The 17,576-nt window shown below is 35.0% G+C and carries 16 protein-coding genes and 1 tRNA gene; 11 read left to right on the top strand and 6 right to left on the bottom strand.

What is annotated here, in order from left to right; all coding sequences use genetic code 11:
• Positions 1 to 7 precede the first annotated feature (7 nt).
• Positions 8 to 460 carry a DUF1569 domain-containing protein gene (locus JNL75_04335; protein MBL7789044.1) on the bottom strand — a complete coding sequence of 151 codons (453 nt, stop codon included), beginning with the start codon at positions 458 to 460 and terminating at the stop codon, positions 8 to 10.
• A gap of 138 nt (positions 461 to 598) precedes the next feature.
• Here JNL75_04335 and JNL75_04330 point away from each other — a divergent pair.
• The 7 genes from JNL75_04330 (at position 599) to JNL75_04300 (ending at position 6,524) form a co-directional block, all read left to right on the top strand.
• Positions 599 to 671, top strand: a tRNA-Ala gene (locus JNL75_04330).
• Positions 672 to 851: 180 nt separating this feature from the next.
• Positions 852 to 1,406: a bifunctional nuclease family protein gene (locus tag JNL75_04325; protein ID MBL7789043.1), complete on the top strand. Its 555-nt coding sequence runs from the start codon at positions 852 to 854 to the stop codon at positions 1,404 to 1,406.
• A 169-nt stretch (positions 1,407 to 1,575) separates the two neighbouring features.
• Complete coding sequence (locus tag JNL75_04320) at positions 1,576 to 2,817, top strand: nucleoside permease (GenBank protein MBL7789042.1); 1,242 nt, start codon at positions 1,576 to 1,578, stop codon at positions 2,815 to 2,817.
• A gap of 17 nt (positions 2,818 to 2,834) precedes the next feature.
• Complete coding sequence (locus tag JNL75_04315; GenBank protein MBL7789041.1) at positions 2,835 to 4,106, top strand: serine hydrolase; 1,272 nt, start codon at positions 2,835 to 2,837, stop codon at positions 4,104 to 4,106.
• Positions 4,103 to 5,194 carry a Nif3-like dinuclear metal center hexameric protein gene (locus JNL75_04310; GenBank protein MBL7789040.1) on the top strand — a complete coding sequence of 364 codons (1,092 nt, stop codon included), beginning with the start codon at positions 4,103 to 4,105 and terminating at the stop codon, positions 5,192 to 5,194. The genes JNL75_04315 and JNL75_04310 overlap by 4 nt, the downstream gene beginning before the upstream one ends.
• A 3-nt stretch (positions 5,195 to 5,197) precedes the next feature.
• Positions 5,198 to 6,031: a hypothetical protein gene (locus tag JNL75_04305; GenBank protein MBL7789039.1), complete on the top strand. Its 834-nt coding sequence runs from the start codon at positions 5,198 to 5,200 to the stop codon at positions 6,029 to 6,031.
• A gap of 175 nt (positions 6,032 to 6,206) precedes the next feature.
• On the top strand, positions 6,207 to 6,524 hold the full coding sequence (locus JNL75_04300) for a hypothetical protein (protein ID MBL7789038.1): 318 nt from the start codon (positions 6,207 to 6,209) through the stop codon (positions 6,522 to 6,524).
• On the opposite strand, the gene JNL75_04295 is transcribed toward JNL75_04300, so the two are convergent.
• Together JNL75_04295 and nadC are read right to left on the bottom strand one after the other, a co-directional pair.
• Positions 6,521 to 7,417 carry an NAD(+)/NADH kinase gene (locus tag JNL75_04295; GenBank protein ID MBL7789037.1) on the bottom strand — a complete coding sequence of 299 codons (897 nt, stop codon included), beginning with the start codon at positions 7,415 to 7,417 and terminating at the stop codon, positions 6,521 to 6,523. The two genes, JNL75_04300 and JNL75_04295, sit on opposite strands and share 4 nt — an antisense overlap.
• A gap of 61 nt (positions 7,418 to 7,478) precedes the next feature.
• A complete protein-coding gene (nadC, locus tag JNL75_04290) occupies positions 7,479 to 8,333 on the bottom strand; it encodes a carboxylating nicotinate-nucleotide diphosphorylase (GenBank protein ID MBL7789036.1) in 855 nt (284 codons plus the stop codon).
• 265 nt (positions 8,334 to 8,598) lie between these two features.
• Between nadC and JNL75_04285 the strand changes: the two genes are divergently transcribed.
• The 3 genes from JNL75_04285 to JNL75_04275 all read left to right on the top strand — a co-directional run bounded on the left by JNL75_04285 (position 8,599) and on the right by JNL75_04275 (position 12,252).
• Positions 8,599 to 9,378 carry a helix-turn-helix transcriptional regulator gene (locus JNL75_04285; protein ID MBL7789035.1) on the top strand — a complete coding sequence of 260 codons (780 nt, stop codon included), beginning with the start codon at positions 8,599 to 8,601 and terminating at the stop codon, positions 9,376 to 9,378.
• Positions 9,379 to 9,381: 3 nt separating this feature from the next.
• A complete protein-coding gene (locus JNL75_04280; protein ID MBL7789034.1) occupies positions 9,382 to 11,820 on the top strand; it encodes a TonB-dependent receptor in 2,439 nt (812 codons plus the stop codon).
• Positions 11,821 to 11,925: 105 nt separating this feature from the next.
• Positions 11,926 to 12,252, top strand: coding sequence for a hypothetical protein (locus JNL75_04275; GenBank protein MBL7789033.1), 327 nt, complete (start codon positions 11,926 to 11,928; stop codon positions 12,250 to 12,252).
• 54 nt (positions 12,253 to 12,306) lie between these two features.
• Here JNL75_04275 and JNL75_04270 read toward each other — a convergent pair whose 3' ends face one another.
• The 3 genes from JNL75_04270 to JNL75_04260 form a co-directional block, all read right to left on the bottom strand.
• Positions 12,307 to 12,882 (bottom strand): peptidylprolyl isomerase, encoded by a 576-nt coding sequence (locus JNL75_04270; protein MBL7789032.1) that lies wholly within the window; start codon positions 12,880 to 12,882, stop codon positions 12,307 to 12,309.
• A gap of 76 nt (positions 12,883 to 12,958) precedes the next feature.
• Positions 12,959 to 13,456, bottom strand: a complete 498-nt coding sequence (tpx, locus tag JNL75_04265; protein MBL7789031.1) for a thiol peroxidase — start codon at positions 13,454 to 13,456, stop codon at positions 12,959 to 12,961.
• Positions 13,457 to 13,535: 79 nt separating this feature from the next.
• Positions 13,536 to 15,362, bottom strand: a complete 1,827-nt coding sequence (locus JNL75_04260) for a hypothetical protein (protein MBL7789030.1) — start codon at positions 15,360 to 15,362, stop codon at positions 13,536 to 13,538.
• Between the two features lie 373 nt (positions 15,363 to 15,735).
• Between JNL75_04260 and JNL75_04255 the strand changes: the two genes are divergently transcribed.
• Positions 15,736 to 17,538, top strand: a complete 1,803-nt coding sequence (locus JNL75_04255; protein ID MBL7789029.1) for an ABC transporter ATP-binding protein — start codon at positions 15,736 to 15,738, stop codon at positions 17,536 to 17,538.
• The last annotated feature ends 38 nt before the right edge of the window (positions 17,539 to 17,576 follow it).

Below are 17,576 nucleotides of genomic sequence, written 5' to 3'. Positions count from 1 at the left end.
TATGTCCTCACACCCCAAACTGCCTCCAATGATGATCCAAATGCTTCCATTGGCCTTTGCGCCACTCATGCGCTGTCATAGAGCCGAAGAGTCCATGCGGTCTTTGGTCTAGAATGTCATCGGTTGTATGAACAAAAGTATGAATGTCTTCAAGCAAGGCTTGTTTTTCTTTTTCAAAATCAAGTCCTTTGTCATTCACTAAAAAATCGGGAGACGTAGGAGAATCTTTTTGAAACGGCTTATCTCCTACAACTGCTGACTTTATCCACTTACCAAAAAATAATTTGAAGAAAAAATTGGGGTTTAGCTGATGCTTACCTAATGGTATTTCTATAGCTTTTCTGCAATGCAACAACATTTCAGCGGCATTCATCTTGCCCCATTGAGGTTGAGTGTCAGGCTTTAAATTGTTTAGCCTATCAATAATCTTTGGAGCAGAACTTTGATTTAGTATAGACATTCCGTATATTTTAATCACAAATCTAAATAAAAACCTTCAAATTTAATTTGCTATATTTGTCTTTCATATTTTGAGGGGATCAATACTGACATTTATCGTCAGGATTGGTAGAGGGCTTGCATGCAAGCGGAATTATTTGGGGGATTAGCTCAGTTGGTAGAGCGCTTGCATGGCATGCAAGAGGCCATCGGTTCGAATCCGTTATCCTCCACCTAAAAATGTGGTCATAGGTTTCCCGCACGAGCGGGATTATCCTCCACTTAACTAACTAATAGCTAATAATGAATAACGAATAGTTGATTATTCAAGGTATGTTATTAGTAGGTATTTGAATCTAACTAAAATTAATAACACCTATTAGTTATTAACTAATTAATTATTAGCTATAAAAATGGTTCCTCTCGAAATTCAATCTATCTCCACTAGCTTTTCTACACGCAACGGTTATAATGTAGTGCTCAAGGAGATTGGAGGTGTTCGCAAATTTCAAATCATTGTAGGAGGTGCTGAAGCACAGGCTATGGCTATTTCGTCAGAAAAAATTATCACTACTCGACCACTTACCCATCATTTCGTTCAAATGATTTTGAATGATTTTGAAATCATGCTCAAGCACATAGTTATTTACAAATATGAAGATGGTGTTTATTATGCGCATGCGGTATTGGAAGACAATTTTGGACATATTAAATATATAGATTGCAGACCATCGGATGCGATATGTTTAGCTTTGAAAATGGAAAAACCTATACTAGCTGTTGAAGAAGTTTTTGAAGATATCCAACAAAGCTATGCCGATAAAGTGGAACACCCTCACAAGTCTTCAAATAATCAAGACTTAGCACAAATCGAGACATCGCGACTAAAATCTATGCTCAAAGAAGCCATAGGTAGAGAAGACTATGAAATGGCAGCCAAGATACAAGAGGAATTGAATAGGAGATAGGTTATAGTTTAGTTAATTACAATTTTCTATGTCAGATTGTATATTAATTCGAGAACTTGTAACTAGTAACTCACAACTAGTTTCTAGCTTCTAATTTCTAACATCTTACTTCTAATATCTCACTTCTCACTTCAAAACAACTATCTTAGCCACTTAAAATGTTATCTGTATGTCTATCAAATTGCGCTTAACAGTAATGAATTTCTTGCAGTTTTTTCTCTGGGGTTCATGGCTGACTTCTATAGGCACTTATCTTACTTCGCTTAATTTTAGTGGAGGAGAAATTGGAGCTGTATTTACTACACTTGGCATCGCAGCCTTTATAATGCCAGCAATTATGGGCATCGTAGCCGATAAATATTTAAATGCAGAAAAATTGTATGGGATATGTCATGTTTTAGGTGGACTTACATTAGTCTGGGCAGCAAATGTCTCTTCTCCTAGTGAGATGTATCGAGCTATGCTTTTGAATTCCCTCTTTTACATGCCTACTATATCACTTTGTTATTCTATCTCCTACCATATATTGTCTAAAAGCCGATTTGATGTTATCAAAGATTTTCCTAATATTCGTGTATGGGGCACCATAGGTTTTATATTAGCTATGTGGATAGTTGATTTTATGGGATGGACAGCCAATAATTACCAATTATATCTTGGCGCTATATCTTCAATTGCTTTGGGAATGTACGCCTTTTCTCTTCCTGCTTGTGAAACTCAACCTGACAATGCTAAAAGTCTCACTTCAGCTTTAGGTTTGGATGCATTGGTTTTATTTAAGAGTTCCAAAATGGTTATCTTTTTTGTCTTTGCAGTTTTATTAGGAGCTGCTTTGCAAATCACGAACGCTTTCGGTCAAGATTTTTTAGTTAGCTTCAAGAGCATAGAAGAATATTCGAATTCATTCGGAGTGCAACATCCAGGCTTTCTCATGTCCATTTCCCAAATATCAGAGACCGTCTTTATTCTCTCGATTCCATTCTTTCTTAAAAAATTTGGAATAAAAAAAGTTATGCTGATGGCCATGATAGCTTGGTTTCTCCGATTCGCTTTATTTAGTATAGGCAATCCAGGAACTGGACTAATCTTGATAATTTTGTCTAATATTGTGTATGGAATGGCATTTGATTTCTTTACCATTTCTGGATCTTTATTTGTTGAAAAAGAAACCGATGCTAAAATTCGTTCGAGTGCACAAGGACTTTACCTAATGGCTACTAATGGAATTGGTATTATTCTAGGAGGTTATTTTAGCGGATATGTTGTCGATATGTACACGATTGATAAAGTAAGACAATGGTCTCAAATATGGCTGGTTTTTTCTAGCTATGCATTCATCATGGCTATTCTATTTTTTATTCTATTCAAGCATAAACACAATCCTGCTGATTTTGAAAATGTATCGCACTAGGTAATTAATAATTTAAAATGAAAGTTATCAATTTACAGATCAGGCATCTAGCCTACTTAGTTTTTTTTACTCTTGTATTCAATCTCTCCTCTTGCTATTTCTTCAAGGCTATGAAGTATAAAAAATATCCATTGGAAAAATTGGATGAATTCCCTATGGTGAAATTTCAACGAAGCGAACAACCTTTTAAATTTTATCAAGGATCAATGAAGCCCGCTATTAAAGCCGAACTTGATAGTTTGCTATATGGTTCGAATAGATATGCTTTTTTAGTTATTCGAAATGATTCTATCTTGTATGAATTCTACAATAATAAAATTGCGGATAGCACTCTGATTCATTCTTTTTCTGTGGCGAAATCCTATGTCAGTGCCTTAGTAGCGATGGCAGTCGAAGAAGGAAAAATAAAAAGCTTAAACGATCCGATAACGATTTATCTTCCAGAATTATTGAAGCGCGATATCCGATTTCAAAAAATAACCATACAGCATGTGCTCAATATGCGCAGTGGGATTAAGAGTTCGGAAAATTATTTCAATCCAATGAGCGACGTTTTACGATTGGGATTCGGGAAGAATGTCAATGGTAAAGCCTTGCGAATTTCTATAGAAAAAGAACCCAATCAAAAATTTGAATACAAAAGTATCAATACACAATTGTTAGGAATGATTGTAGAGCGCGCCACGGGTCGCAAGTTACAAGACTATTATTACGAAAAATTACATAAACCATTGCAGCTAGAGCATGATGCTACTTGGATATACGACGATGAAAAACACAAATCATTGAGAGCATTTTGCTGCATGAATTTGAGTGCGCGAGATTATGCGAAATTTGGCAGACTAATTTTAAATAAAGGAAATTGGCAAGGCACGCAATTGGTGAGCAAGGAATGGGTTGAAACGAATCTTAACCTTGATAATAGAAAAACAACAGAAGGATACAAAAACCAATGGTGGAGCAATATTGGATATAAAATATTCAATGATAGTATCGCTATGCAGAAATTTGTGCTTAATAATCCAAATATTATTAAAGTAGATCGTACAATTCATGCTATTAATCCTGAAGCGATATCTAAAGACCAGAAAGATGAAGTGAAAAAATATAGTATGGTTACCTACTTTAAAGATGGCATTCATGCCCAAGGCCTTATAGGTCAGTATATTATTATATCTCCACTAAAAAATACAATAGTTGTTATTTTATCGAATACCCTCAATCCCAATCAACCATTGAAAAGGGGAGGATTGGAAAGAATAGAATCTATACTTGAATCTGAGTTATGATTATTAGAGAACTCATTTCCATACTAGAACAATGGGCACCATCCGTCTATCAAGAATCCTATGATAATGCTGGACTGCTGACTGGTTCACCGCTTTGGGAAATTTCTAAGGCACTTATCTGCCTAGATTGCACGGAGGAGGTTATAGAAGAAGCAATTCGAGAACGCTGCAATATAGTCATAGCCCATCACCCCATCATATTCTCAGGCCTAAAAAAATTGACGGGAAAAAACTATGTAGAGCGAACAATCATTAAAGCGATTAAGAATGATATCGCTATCTATGCTATTCATACTAACCTGGATAATATTCATACTGGTGTAAATCATATGATGGCGGAGAAGTTAGGTTTATTAAATTGCAAAATTCTGAGTCCAAAAAAGAACCATCTCCGAAAATTGGTCTGTTTTGTGCCCAGTGAAGCCATTGAAAAGGTGAGCCAAGCTATCTTTGACGCTGGGGCTGGTCATATAGGAAATTATAGTCACTGCGGATTTTCGACTGAAGGCAGGGGCAGTTTTATGGGAAATGAATTATCTAGCCCCGCTATTGGCAAGGCTATGACGCTTGAAAATTTATGCGAACAACGATTTGAAACCGTATTTCCTGTTCATTTAGAGAATAAAGTGATTCAGGCTATGCTCAACGCACACCCTTATGAAGAGGTGGCTTATGATATTTATTCTATCGAAAATAGACATAACCAAGTAGGGTCTGGGCTGATAGGGGAACTCCAACAAGAAATGAAACTTGAAACATTTTTACATCAAATCAAGGATGCGTTTTTACTTAAATCCTTAAAATATAGCAAATTAGATCGACCTATAAAGACGGTTGCTCTCTGTGGTGGTTCGGGTAGTTTTCTGCGATTCGAGGCAGCTAGCGCTGGTGCAGATGTCTATCTCAGCGCTGACTTTAAGTATCACGAATGGTTTGATAATGAGGAGCAAATCAGTTATATAGATATCGGGCACTATGAGTCTGAGCAGTTTACTAACGAACTAATTTTAAACTATTTGGAGAAAAATGCACTATCTTTGCAGTCCCAAATTTCTAAGGTCAATACAAACCCAGTAAATTATTTATAAGATATGTGCGCAAAAGCAACAGCTACTAAGAAAAGTGAAGCAAGTGTAGAAGAAAGATTAGAAGCACTTTATGCTCTACAGCAAATAGATTCTAAAATCGATAAAATCAACTTCATAAAAGGCGAGCTCCCTATGGAGGTGCAAGATATGGAGGATGAAATGGCGGGATTGATGACGAGAAAAGGCAATCTGGATTCAGAATTAGCTGAAATAGAAGAAGGAATCAGCGATAGACAGAGAATCAAGGAAGAAACCAAACTTCTAATAACAAAATTAGAAAAGCAACAGAATTCTGTTAAAAACAACAGAGAGTTCGAATCTATTAGCAAGGAAATCGAATTAGCGAAATTGGAGATAGAACTATGCGACAAAAAATTGAAAGACTTCAATGAGAAAAAGAATTCCTTCTCGATTCGAGTAGATGAGGTAGCGAAATTAATTGCAGCTAAAAAAGATGATTTAGCTCTGAAGCAAGAAGAACTTAAAGTAATAGAGGCAGAAACAGACTCGGAGCTCGCTAGTTTAGTAAAGCAGAGTGAAGCAGCTAAAAAGCTAGTAGACGAGAGATTGTTATCTGGTTATAATAGAATTAGAAAAACCTATAGAAATGGTCTAGCCATAGTAACTATAGATAGAGACTCCTGTGGAGGATGCTTTGCAAAAATACCACCACAAAGACAACTTGAAATCAAGCAAAGAAAGAAAGTGTTAGTTTGTGAAAACTGTGGTCGAATCTTCGTTTATTCAAAAGAAAGGGAACTAGAAGATATGAATAAGCCAGTAGAGGAAGCACCAAAAGTGACTCGCTCGCGCTCTAAAAGAGTTAGACAAGATTAATTTACTTAGCGAATAGGTAATAACTTAATAGCGAATAAGTTTTGCTTATGTTACCTTGGCTTTTTCTATCTTCCTTCAAGACGACGAACAATCAAATGATAAACTATTCGTTGTTAGTTATTCGTTAATCATGCCTTTATTATTCGAAAATAAATCCGATGCTGATATCCAGCTCATGAAAGATTGGGCGGAGGTGAGGCAATACGTAGAAAGACATTTCGAGAAGAAACCAGATATTCAGGTTTGTCTATTCTTGATAGGACTCAATGAATTCGGAACAATCAGAGAATTTGAAAAAGAGGAGAAGCAAGACCTGATGCACATAGGAATGTGTACCCTACTGCTCGGAGAATATTATGAATACGAGTATACAGACGCTGATGGATGGCCTCATTTTAGAGATTTACAACCATTATCAGCTATGTTTATAAAAGAGCAAGAAGCTTTTCTTAAACAGAAGATTGTGAAGTATTTTAAGGAGAAGGTGTATTAACAAGGAACTACTAATTTCAATTTACTCGGCAAGACTTTAATTATCAGATCATCTCTTTTCGATTTCTTAGGGTCACCATCTACCTGATAGCCCATTTTTTTATTCTTAAAGTTGATGATTGTAATTTCCTTAGTAGTGAAAAATTCTAGGGCTGAACTCCATTGTGGTTTTTTGATTAAAATACAAAAACTAGCCCACGGCAGTCTCCAGAACGCCACGCTTTTGAGATAGACGACATCGAGTTCACCATCAAATGCACTCGCCCAAGGCAATAATCCTATATTGTATCCGTAAAGATTTGAGTTGAAAATATTGAAGAGATAGGTTGAAACTTCATATTCTTTTTCTCCTAATTTATACTTGATAATTTTGGCTTTGAGTTTGAAAACTCTGCGTAAAGTCAGATAGGCATAAACAAAAAGGGAACGTTTTTTTTTAATCTTAAAATCCTTAGCCACCTTAGCATCCAAGCCCATACCAAAATTGCTAAAGAAAAATTGGTCATTGATTTGTGCTACGTCTATTGCTTTGGTTTTAGCAGCATTTATAGCATCAAAAGCTGCACGAATATCCCTCGGTTTATAGCCTACATGTGTAGCTATTCCATTACCACTTCCAACAGGAACTATGGCTATAGGTATATCTCTATCTATCAATCGCTGACCGAGTTCTAGTAGGGTGCCATCCCCACCAACTGATACTATCATATCCCAATTTTCACTAAGCTTAGCTTCATAAAGCTCCTCAGTCATTTGGGCATCTATAAATAATAGCTTGGCTTCATAGTTATCATTATCCAGAAACATATCGATGCACTTAGGGATATTATACTGCGATACCGTACCAGAGAGATTGTTGACGATAAAAAGAATTTTTTTCTTAGGTGTTGCCACGAATGCACGAATTTAATTTTTCACTCTGTTGCTTAGAATTGAGAATTCAAAATTAAACATTTTAATATGCTTTTAAACTAATATCTAAACTTTTATATGAATACGTGAGACTACCTACGGATACATAGTCTACACCTGTCTCTGCATAACTCACTATAGTTTCAAGGGTTATGCCTCCACTGGCTTCCAATGGTATTTTCCCTGCTACAAAATCGACCGCTTCTTTACACTTCTCTACCGAAAAATTATCTAGCATAATACGATAAACACCTCCTGCTTCGCAAACTTGTTTGACTTCATCTAAATTCCGAGTTTCTACTTCGATAGGAAGGTTTACTCCTATTTCTTTAATATATTCTTTGGCTCGAGTTATTGCTGGGGCTATGCCACCACAGTAATCCACGTGATTATCTTTCAGCATAATCATATCGTACAATCCAAAACGATGATTGACGCCACCACCTATTTTGACAGCTAATTTTTCAAAGTAGCGAAAATTTGGGGTTGTTTTTCTGGTATCTAAAACTTTACATTTTGTATGCGCTATGAGCTTGGCAAATTGGCGAGTTTTTGTCGCTATACCACTCATGCGCTGCATAGTATTGAGCACCAATCTTTCCGCAAGTAAAATTGAAGTTGCACTCCCATGAACTTCTAAACCAATATCACCATAATTCAATTCATCGCCATCTTTAAGCAATATCTGTACTTCAAGATTTTTATCTACTTCTTGAAATATGTTTTTAGCAATATCTAAGCCTGCTATGATTCCAGCATCTTTGATAATCAATCGCGCTCGTTTTTTTTCTTTGGGATTTAGACAGCTAAGTGCGCTATGGTCTCCCTGAGGAATCACACCATTGGGGTCCTGGGTATCTTCTAGAATGGCTAGGCGTATAAATTCTTCAATGGTCATCGTCTTTCTAATTCTTAATCTGTACAAAAATAACTAAGTGATTTTAAGATGGCTTAGCTTATTTTAACTCTGTATCACTTCTTTTCGCAGAAATTGACAAAATAGAAGTCTAATATGAATCTATCTTTGTACTAGTATGAGTTTGCTAACCCGAATAAATCTTAATGAATGTCAAATACTCCACAGAGAAGGGGAGAATCTAATTGATATTTCCTTTTTTGATCAGCTACAAACCGAGGCTATTTTGTCGTCAAAAAGATTTAGTATGAAGTATGTAGTGGATGGTGAAGAAATATATAGAATCAATGAAAGTATATATAAGGTGCAAGCCAAGCAGTATATTCTGGCTAATCATCATTTCAAAGGGTCTATCGAGATTAATAAACCTACCAAAGGAATATGTATAGACCTAGATTTTAAATTGATATCAGAAGTTTTAGAATTTCTGCAAGAGGACAACAAAGAGGTCTCTATTAGTGAGTTAGAAACATTTTTTAATTCAGCCAGCTTTTTAGATAATAAATACGATGCGCATAAAACTATTTTAGGAAACTACCTGATAGCCTTAGATAAAAAATTTCATGAATTCAATCGTGAACAAATGCATATATCGAAAGATCTTTATTATACTCTCGCCGAAAAATTAGTAGAAGATCATCTCCCCATTTATCAAAAACTTCAAAATATTGATGCTGTCAAAGTCTCTACAAAAAATGAAATCTACAAAAAAATAGAAGCTGCTAAACAGCATATAGATGAAGCTTTTAAGAGTGATTTAGATATGGAAAGTGTTGCTAGAAAGTGTTGTATCTCTGAATACCATTTCTTTCGCATGTTTAAAAAAATAATGAATATCAGTCCTTATCAATACTTATTGCAAAGAAGATTAAAGTATGCCGAAGAAGAAATACAAAATGATACTAAAAATATGACAGAGATAGCCCTCGATGCTGGCTTTTCAGATTTATTTACCTTTAGTAAAACGTTTAAGAAGAATTTTGGAATTTCCCCTAGAGCCTATCACAAACTCTATTTTAAATATTAATACATGAACAAAACAGTTTTAATTTGTCTTATATCCCTAGGATATATGCCCAATCTTGTATCGCAAACCACATTTTCTATACAGGGAAAGGTCACTATGGAGGATCATTCAGAACTTCAAGATGGTATAGTTAGTTTATTTCTACAGCGCGACAGTTCTTTGTATAGGACGACACTCATCGATTCTATGGAAATCTTTTTTTTAGATCAGTTAAATCCTGACATCTACATGCTAAAGATACAGGCAAATGGAGCAGAAGACAACTTAATTTATAATCTAGCTATAAAAGAGAATAAAATTCTACGAGAAATAGTTTTAAAAAGAAGAATGTCAAAATCATTAGCTACCGTTCAAATATCTGGAACAAGTAGTTTCGTGCAGAAAAAAATTGATCGTCTTGTTGTAAATCCAAATGCCATTCTATCTAATGCAGGCTTGACAGCTTTTGAGGTTTTGAGTAAATCGCCGGGTATTAGTATCGATATGAATGATAACATTACCGTGAGGGGAAAGCAGGGTGTCCTTATATTTATAGACGACAAACCTACCTATATGAGCAGTGCAGATATAGCAAATTATTTGAAATCGTTGCCTGCTAGTTCTATAGCTACTATTGAGATTATAACAGCACCGCCAGCCAAGTATGATGCCGCAGGTAATGCAGGCATTATCAATATCAAACAGAAAAAGAATAGTACTAAAGGATATAGCGGCGCATTAAGTCTCAGTTACGGACAAGGATTCTATGCCAGAACGAATAATAGTTTAAATTTGAACTACAGAATTAATAAGTGGAACTTTTATTCCATAGCATCATATTCAGAAACAAATTTTTACCAAGATCTTACTATTAAACGAAATTATTATGACTCAAAAGGCAGCTTGGCTTCCGCATTTAATCAGAATAGTTTTTTAAAAATTGAAAAAGATGGCACCAACCTAAAACTAGGGGCAGACTATTATTTATCAAAGAAATCTACTTTCGGATTTTCTGTCAATGGGTTTTTAAATAAAGACATTCACCTCATAACGAATGAATCTAAAATCTATAATGATCAAAGAGAAGTTGTCCAGCTAGCGAGTGCTCAGAATCCATCAGATAGAAGATTTAGAAATCTAAGCTTCAATTTGAATTATCAGTTAAAACTTGATTCTATGGGTAAGGAATTATCCTTAAATACGGACTATCTAAGATATGATTCTCGTCATGATCAAAACTTGTTTAGTGTATTTAGGCGACCTGATTTTAGTTTTATTAGTCAAAGTAATTTAGTGAGTGATTTGCCCGCGAATATCAATATTTATTCAGCTAAGGCAGACTATCTGCATCCCATAAATAGTTCCATAAAAATAGAAGCAGGATCGAAAGCAAGTTCTGTTCAAACAGAGAATATTGCTAACTTTTTTGATGAGGTTAATAGTATAAGAATAAAGAATGAATTATTCTCCAATGATTTTAGCTATAAGGAAAATATTCTTGCTGGATATCTGAACTTTAATATAGAAAAAAACAACTGGTCTATTCAATCAGGATTGAGGGCAGAGAACACAAGTATAAAAGGAGTTCAAAAAGGAAATTCGGTCAACAAAGATTCGAGTTTTATCAGAAATTATTTGAGTTGGTTTCCGACATTCTATTTTAGTTATAATCTAGATTCAATGAAATATCATACACTCGGATTTTCCTATGGTCGCCGAATCGATAGACCAGATTATCAATCTATGAATCCATTCACCTACCCTTTGGATAGATTTACTCTTTATTCTGGCAATCCGTTTTTGAATCCTTCATTTACTCACAATCTAGAACTATCCTATAACTATAAAGGGGTGATTACGGCAGCAGTTTTTTATTCTTCTGTAGAAGACATGATCACCGAAACGATAGAGACAGGTTCTAATATCTTCTATAGTCGTCCAGGTAATATAGGGAAACAAAAAGTTCTAGGGATGTCTATTGATGGCGGAATACCTATCACCAAATGGTGGACACTACAGTTTCATTCGGAATTAGTATATAGCCAGTTTAGAGCCAATCTTTACAATATTCAGCTAGACAACTCAGGTACCTACTGGCAAATAGCCCCTACGAATCAATTTCAGTTGCCTAACAAATGGTCTGCAGAGATTTCAGGATCATATCAGACTTCTGCTCCTTCTGGACAGTTTGTTATTATTCCTGCTGGCATGGTCAATATAGCATTAGCTAAGAAATTATATAATGACCGATTGACGATTAAAGCCTCATTGAATGACGTATTTTTCACCTTTCAACCAGGAGGAGAAATCAAAGGCTTGAATAACTCCGATGCGAGTTGGTTGAGTTATTTAGATACTAGAGTTTTTAATTTATCGGCTTCTTATCGTTTCAAGGAAGGGAAGGCTTTAGCCGCTCGGAAACAAAGTGCAGCAGAGGCGGAGCGGGCGAGAGTGAAATTGTAAAATTATTTGAATTGCTCTTTTATTGTAATCAATAGCCACAATTTTTAAATTCTAAGAAGGTGAAAATTCTCAATTTTGAAAGGTTAATTTAAACTATTATAAGCGATGAATCGAAATTTCATTTTACTCCTAGGTGCACTAGCTATTTTTCTGTTCTCTTTCAAAGCAGACAGTTATATTCCTAATAAAGCAACAGCAGAAGTGGAACAAATAGAGGGGTTTTATGTTTTTACGGATAGCAGACCTATAATGCCATACGATACGCTTGGGAGGGTAGAAATAGGATTCTTAGTAGTTACAGAGTATTGTCCGACAAGGAATAATCTGATTCAGCGTGCTAGAAGAAAGTATAAAGATGGTGACGGAATATTTATTCACTATAGTACAAAATTTTTATCACTTGATTATGCTACGGTTATAAAGTTTAAGTAGGGTAAAAAGTTCATTTAATAAAAGGATAAGTTCCACGAAAATGGGCTGCTGCCTTTATCGTTTTTTTACTATTGTAGAAATAATTCGTATATTTTTCAGAGGTCTATCTTTACTATTAGTAGGAAGTGAACAAATCTTGTCCACTATATCCATACCAGATATCACTTCGCCATAGACGGTATATCGCATATCCAGATGAGGAATACCACCAATTGTTCTATATGTTTTTTCATGCTCTAAAGGCTGAATATAATTATTCCTTTTATATGCTTTAGTCAAAATGGAATCATCGGCTATTTTTCCTTGGACAATATAAAACTGACATGCAGAGGACGCCATGTCAGGTCTATCGTCTCTAGCTTGCGCAAAGGCTCCTCGCTTATGATAGTAGGATGTAACAAATTCTGCAGGAATCGTATAGCCTAAATCTCCATCGCCTAATGTAAAGGTGTCTGAACAATTTTTTGAAACAGGATCGCCACCTTGAGCTACAAAGCCTTTAATCACTCTATGAAAAAGTAAACTATCATAAAACTTTTCACGGCATAGTTTGATAAAGTTATCCCGATGCTTCGGTGTAGAATCATAAAGCATAACTTTAATCATTCCCTCCGTTGTTTTTATCTTCACAACGTAGGTCTGTGTATAGAATTCTGCTCCAAAGATTGTACTTAGGATTAACAGAAATATTCTTTTTTTGAATAACTTATAAAACGCTAAGCGCAGCATCATAACTTGGCTCATGAGCTATTTCTGAAACTAGTTCACTATGCAATACTTTATTGTTCTCATCTAGCACCACAATAGCGCGAGCATGTAATCCTGTAAATTTGCCATCTATAATTTCTACACCATAGTTTTTCCCGAAACTACCATCAATAAAATCAGATAACATAACTACATTACTGATTCCTTCAGCACCACAAAACCTCTTCTGTGCGAAAGGCAAATCTCGTGAAATACATAGAACAACGGAGTTGTCTAGAGAAGCTGCGTGTTGATTGAAAGTGCGAACTGAAGTAGCGCATACACCAGTATCTACACTGGGAAATATATTGAGAATTTTTCGTTTACCAGCATAGGAATCTAGATTCGCTGCGGTCATGTCGACAGTGGTGAGATTAAAATTTGGAGCTTGACTGCCATTGGCAGGAATGTTTCCAGAGGTATTGATAGCGTTTCCGCCTAGAGTGATTTGAGCCATGATGATTTTTTTAATTTAAACAAATGTACTAAAAATTTATCATAGATAAAATTATATGCTTAATCATGTCAAAGCGGTATTATTCTAATCTAGGCTCGAAAATTTGGAGGTTATCAATCCCAAGAATAGTTTTAACTGTTTCGCAACGCTGAAGAAGTATTGATTTATCATACTCCCACTGAAGCAATTTTTCGAGTTGTATGCGATGTTTTGAAGCACAATCATATGTTCGATCAATATACTTTTTTATTTGACTATGGTTAGGTTTTTCTTTATGAAGTGTTTTTTCTAAATCTCGTTTGCAGATTTCGTAGTAATCAAAAACGAGATTAATAACACAATGCGTTTTCCTATCCATCATAAGAAAGCAATGTGTATTGTGAGGGTCTAGTACAGTAGAAAGTAAATAGTTTGTGGAGTCACCAAAGGTATTAACATCTACAAAATAATTAGCTGTCATACGAAAGGGCTGAAAATTAGCTCCATAGATTCTCTTTAATTTCATTTCCCTTTCCCACCAATCAAGATGCCGTAATTCCTTTTCAATGGAATCCAAGTCCTCTTTATCAAATCGGGGAAGGATTGCCGTTTTGTTGTCCCTTAAAAGTATTCTATTACCTGTCCAATGGATGTATGGCCATTCAAATAAACTCAACTTGCGTGTATCTGTAGTATTGGTGAATAGTGTTTTATTCGTGAATACGTTAGAGTCATTAAAAAAATTGGCATTTAATTTTTTATCATCTAGCAAGCTACTTTCATCGTTGTATTTCCAGAAAAACTCGTTGTATGGAAAAGCATTAATTGTTGAGTAATCCTTTTTATAATTATTAGGATTGTAGTTATAATAAGGAAGCTCAAAACTTTCATTATAATCATAAGCATAGAAAATCATATCTGTAGAAATCGTATAATTTGCTTTTCTTCGAGAATTGAATCCACTTTGTTCTCCGCTACTACTATATTCTATGTTAGATTTGAATTCCATCTGATGAAATTTTTTATCCTGATAGGTGGCAACAATTTCAAAACCTATATTTTCTATCTTATCTGCACTAAATAAAGGCAAGAAAGGTGAGCGCTCTGCTACAGGACATACAAGAGAAATTTTTTCCACTTGTAATTTGGTTTTATTGAGCCAAATCCGCGTAGCAAAGTAATATTCCTCTAATTTTTTAGGTTGTAAATAGATGGTATATATGCTATCTTTATATTCATTTGCATATACATCTTCTATATCAATATAAAATTTTTCTTTTAGTTTCTTCTTATTGAGCCACAATGGAGATGTGGGATAAATATCTGATGAATTTGTAAACAGTTTGAGGTCTAAAATAGAATAGGAACTTTCCAAGGAGGTAAAAACTCGATGTAATCTCTTGATTGGTTTTAGCCCTAACCTCCCTGTCTTCATATCAAATCGTTCTACATTGTAGTCTTTGATTTTAGCATTATAATAGCTCTCCACGAGCTCTACCTGTTCTCCGTCTACATAGCTTTTCAATCGGTAGTAGGCTTTTGAATTGTGTTCTATTTTCGCATTAGCTTTTTTGACTTTTTGTATGAGCTCTACTATGTAATCATTATTGCCAGGTCGAATGGTTATCTCACCAATTTGTTTTGAATTTGGATGGAGCTTTACTATATTGGATGAATCAATGGAGCTCTTAGAAAAAATTAATCTTTTATAACCGAGATATCTTATTTCAAAACTGTCATTAACAGTACTACTAGTTAACTGAAATTTTCCAATTTCATTTGTCTTTAAACTTTTATTCTTTGTCTTATTATAAATAGTAGCCAAAGGAATTGGTTCTCCTGATAGGGCATCAACCAAGATGAACTCTTGCTGAGCACTTAAACTTTGAAAACAAAGAAAAGCTAGTATTATTACTATTTGTCTCATATTTTTTCATACAAACTTAAGCTAGAATTTCTAAGACTATCTATGTGTATGTATCAATTCGATTAAAAAATGTGTAATCTTTAGAAAACTATTCTTGAACAAGCAATCCATAATGGAAGATAAAATTTAGATTCGTAAAGTAATAAAAAATTCTTTCACTTTTCCATATTCTATTTATCTTTGCCAAAATTTTTAAATCTGAAATGAAAAATTTACACAAACCATATACATGCACATCCGTGGTAAGATACGATGGAGATATTGTCTGTAGGCAGCGTAGATAGTATTGTGTATATATATAAAATAGAAACCGCTGCCCTTTTGTGCAGCGGTTTTTTTTTTGCTCGTTGCAATTAAAAATAAAAACTAAAATATGAAACGTATAAAATTATTAGTCAATATTATTCGAAAGCGATTGTCGCTTCTCGGTATTGCTTTATTGTTACTTTTTATTAGTGTGGCCATTCGCACCTTAGAACCCAAGGTTATACAAGTTATCTTTGATTATCTCCTTCAAAAGAATTTGACAACAAGTGATATCACATTGAATTGGATAATACAGTTCATACAAATATTTCGATCCTACAGTCTCCTGTATCAGATTTTGATTTTAGCTGGGTTGTATGTGTTGATGGCTGCTTTGCGCAGTGTTACTATCTTATCCTCGCGTGCTATCAGTTATAATGCTTCTGAAAAATCAGTTCAAGAATTTCGTGTGCGACTCTTTGAGCATATTCAAAAAATACCTATGAGCGCATTCAATATTCTCAATAAAGGGGAACTCATTCAGCGGTCAACCGGCGATATGGATACAATAAAGAATTTTATTTCCAATCATACTATAGAATTGATTCGTTTGCTCACCTTGTTTTTTTTCTCGGCCTATATGCTTTTTCAAATTAACTGGCAATATGCGCTATGCTGTGTATCGCTGACACCTCTTATTTTCATCTCGACCTATCTGTTCTTTAACTATGAAGGTAAGGTGTGGCAAGAACACGAAGACGAAGCAGACAAACTGACGAATATAGCACAAGAGAATTTGAACGGCATTCGGACGGTCAAGGTCTATAATCAGATGGCTTCGGAAATGGAAAAGTTTAATAAACAAAATGAAGTGAAACTAAAAGTAGGACTCAAACATATGCGACTGCATACCATATTCTGGCCAGTCAATGATATGCTACTTTATGTGCAAACGGCTATTTTTATTTTACTAGGAGGCATTTATGTAATGAACGGAGAAATGAGCCTAGGGGCGCTCGTGGCGGCTTATACATATAATAGTATGCTGGGGTTTCCTATCAAACAAGCAGGGAGAGTGCTCTCACAAATGAGTATGGCCTTCGTAGCTATCGATAGAATACAAGATATATTAGCACAACAAGTAGAGAGTAAAGATGGCACATTGGCAAAAAATTTGTGCGGTGATATTCGCTTTGAAAATGTTTCTTTTCAGTATGATGCAACTAGCAAAGCAGTGTTATCGAATATATCTTTTGAAATGAAAGGTGGCGAAAAGCTTGCTATCATGGGTAAATCTGCGTCTGGTAAAACTAGTTTAGTGAAACTGCTCACAAGATTGTATCAGTTAAGTGATGGAAACATAACTGTGGATAGTAAGAATATCGCTCGGTATGAGTTGAGTTCATTTCGCAACAGAATAGGTTATGTCATGCAGCAGTCCACTTTATTTTCAATGGACCTAGGTGAGAATCTCGCTTATGCTAAATCGGAAGCGAGCAGTGAAGAAAAAGAGCAAGTGCTAGAACTAGCAGGATTTGAGAACTATCATACCATTCTACCTAAAGGTATGCATACCCAAATCGGTGAGAAAGGAGTTAGTCTTTCCGGAGGTCAGAAACAGCGCTTATCATTAGCCAGAACATTAATCAAAGATCATGATATTCTCATACTAGACGATATCACATCCGCATTGGATAAAAACACGGAGAAAAAAGTTTTAGAAAATGTAATGCGCCAAGCAGTGGATAAAACAGTATGGATCATTACGCATAGATTGTCCACGCTGAAATATGTTGATAAAGTTCTAGTGCTAAATGAACAGGGCAAATTGCAGTCTTTCGGTGAACCAGAGTTGGTTCGAAAAACGGATAGTTATTTGAAAGAATTGGAAGAAATAGAAAAGAACCAGATTGCTGATATGACAATTTGAAAAATTAGAATTTGAAAATTTTAGAATGACTTCATCTT

This window comes from Chitinophagales bacterium, assembly GCA_016787225.1.
Lineage (GTDB): Bacteria > Bacteroidota > Bacteroidia > Chitinophagales > JADJOU01 > CHPMRC01.
Note: the sequence above shows the minus strand (reverse complement) of the source record. Positions and strands in the feature narration are given on the sequence as shown.

Coding starts and splice junctions, on each gene's coding strand:
- JNL75_04275 (MBL7789033.1), top strand. CDS start 11,926: ATGAATCGAAATTTCATTTTACTCCTAGGTGCACTAGCTATTTTTCTG.
- JNL75_04280 (MBL7789034.1), top strand. CDS start 9,382: ATGAACAAAACAGTTTTAATTTGTCTTATATCCCTAGGATATATGCCC.
- JNL75_04325 (MBL7789043.1), top strand. CDS start 852: ATGGTTCCTCTCGAAATTCAATCTATCTCCACTAGCTTTTCTACACGC.
- JNL75_04315 (MBL7789041.1), top strand. CDS start 2,835: ATGAAAGTTATCAATTTACAGATCAGGCATCTAGCCTACTTAGTTTTT.
- JNL75_04335 (MBL7789044.1), bottom strand. CDS start 460: ATGTCTATACTAAATCAAAGTTCTGCTCCAAAGATTATTGATAGGCTA.
- tpx (MBL7789031.1), bottom strand. CDS start 13,456: ATGGCTCAAATCACTCTAGGCGGAAACGCTATCAATACCTCTGGAAAC.
- JNL75_04300 (MBL7789038.1), top strand. CDS start 6,207: ATGAAAGATTGGGCGGAGGTGAGGCAATACGTAGAAAGACATTTCGAG.
- JNL75_04310 (MBL7789040.1), top strand. CDS start 4,103: ATGATTATTAGAGAACTCATTTCCATACTAGAACAATGGGCACCATCC.
- JNL75_04285 (MBL7789035.1), top strand. CDS start 8,599: ATGAAGTATGTAGTGGATGGTGAAGAAATATATAGAATCAATGAAAGT.
- JNL75_04305 (MBL7789039.1), top strand. CDS start 5,198: ATGTGCGCAAAAGCAACAGCTACTAAGAAAAGTGAAGCAAGTGTAGAA.
- JNL75_04255 (MBL7789029.1), top strand. CDS start 15,736: ATGAAACGTATAAAATTATTAGTCAATATTATTCGAAAGCGATTGTCG.
- JNL75_04320 (MBL7789042.1), top strand. CDS start 1,576: ATGTCTATCAAATTGCGCTTAACAGTAATGAATTTCTTGCAGTTTTTT.
- nadC (MBL7789036.1), bottom strand. CDS start 8,333: ATGACCATTGAAGAATTTATACGCCTAGCCATTCTAGAAGATACCCAG.
- JNL75_04260 (MBL7789030.1), bottom strand. CDS start 15,362: ATGAGACAAATAGTAATAATACTAGCTTTTCTTTGTTTTCAAAGTTTA.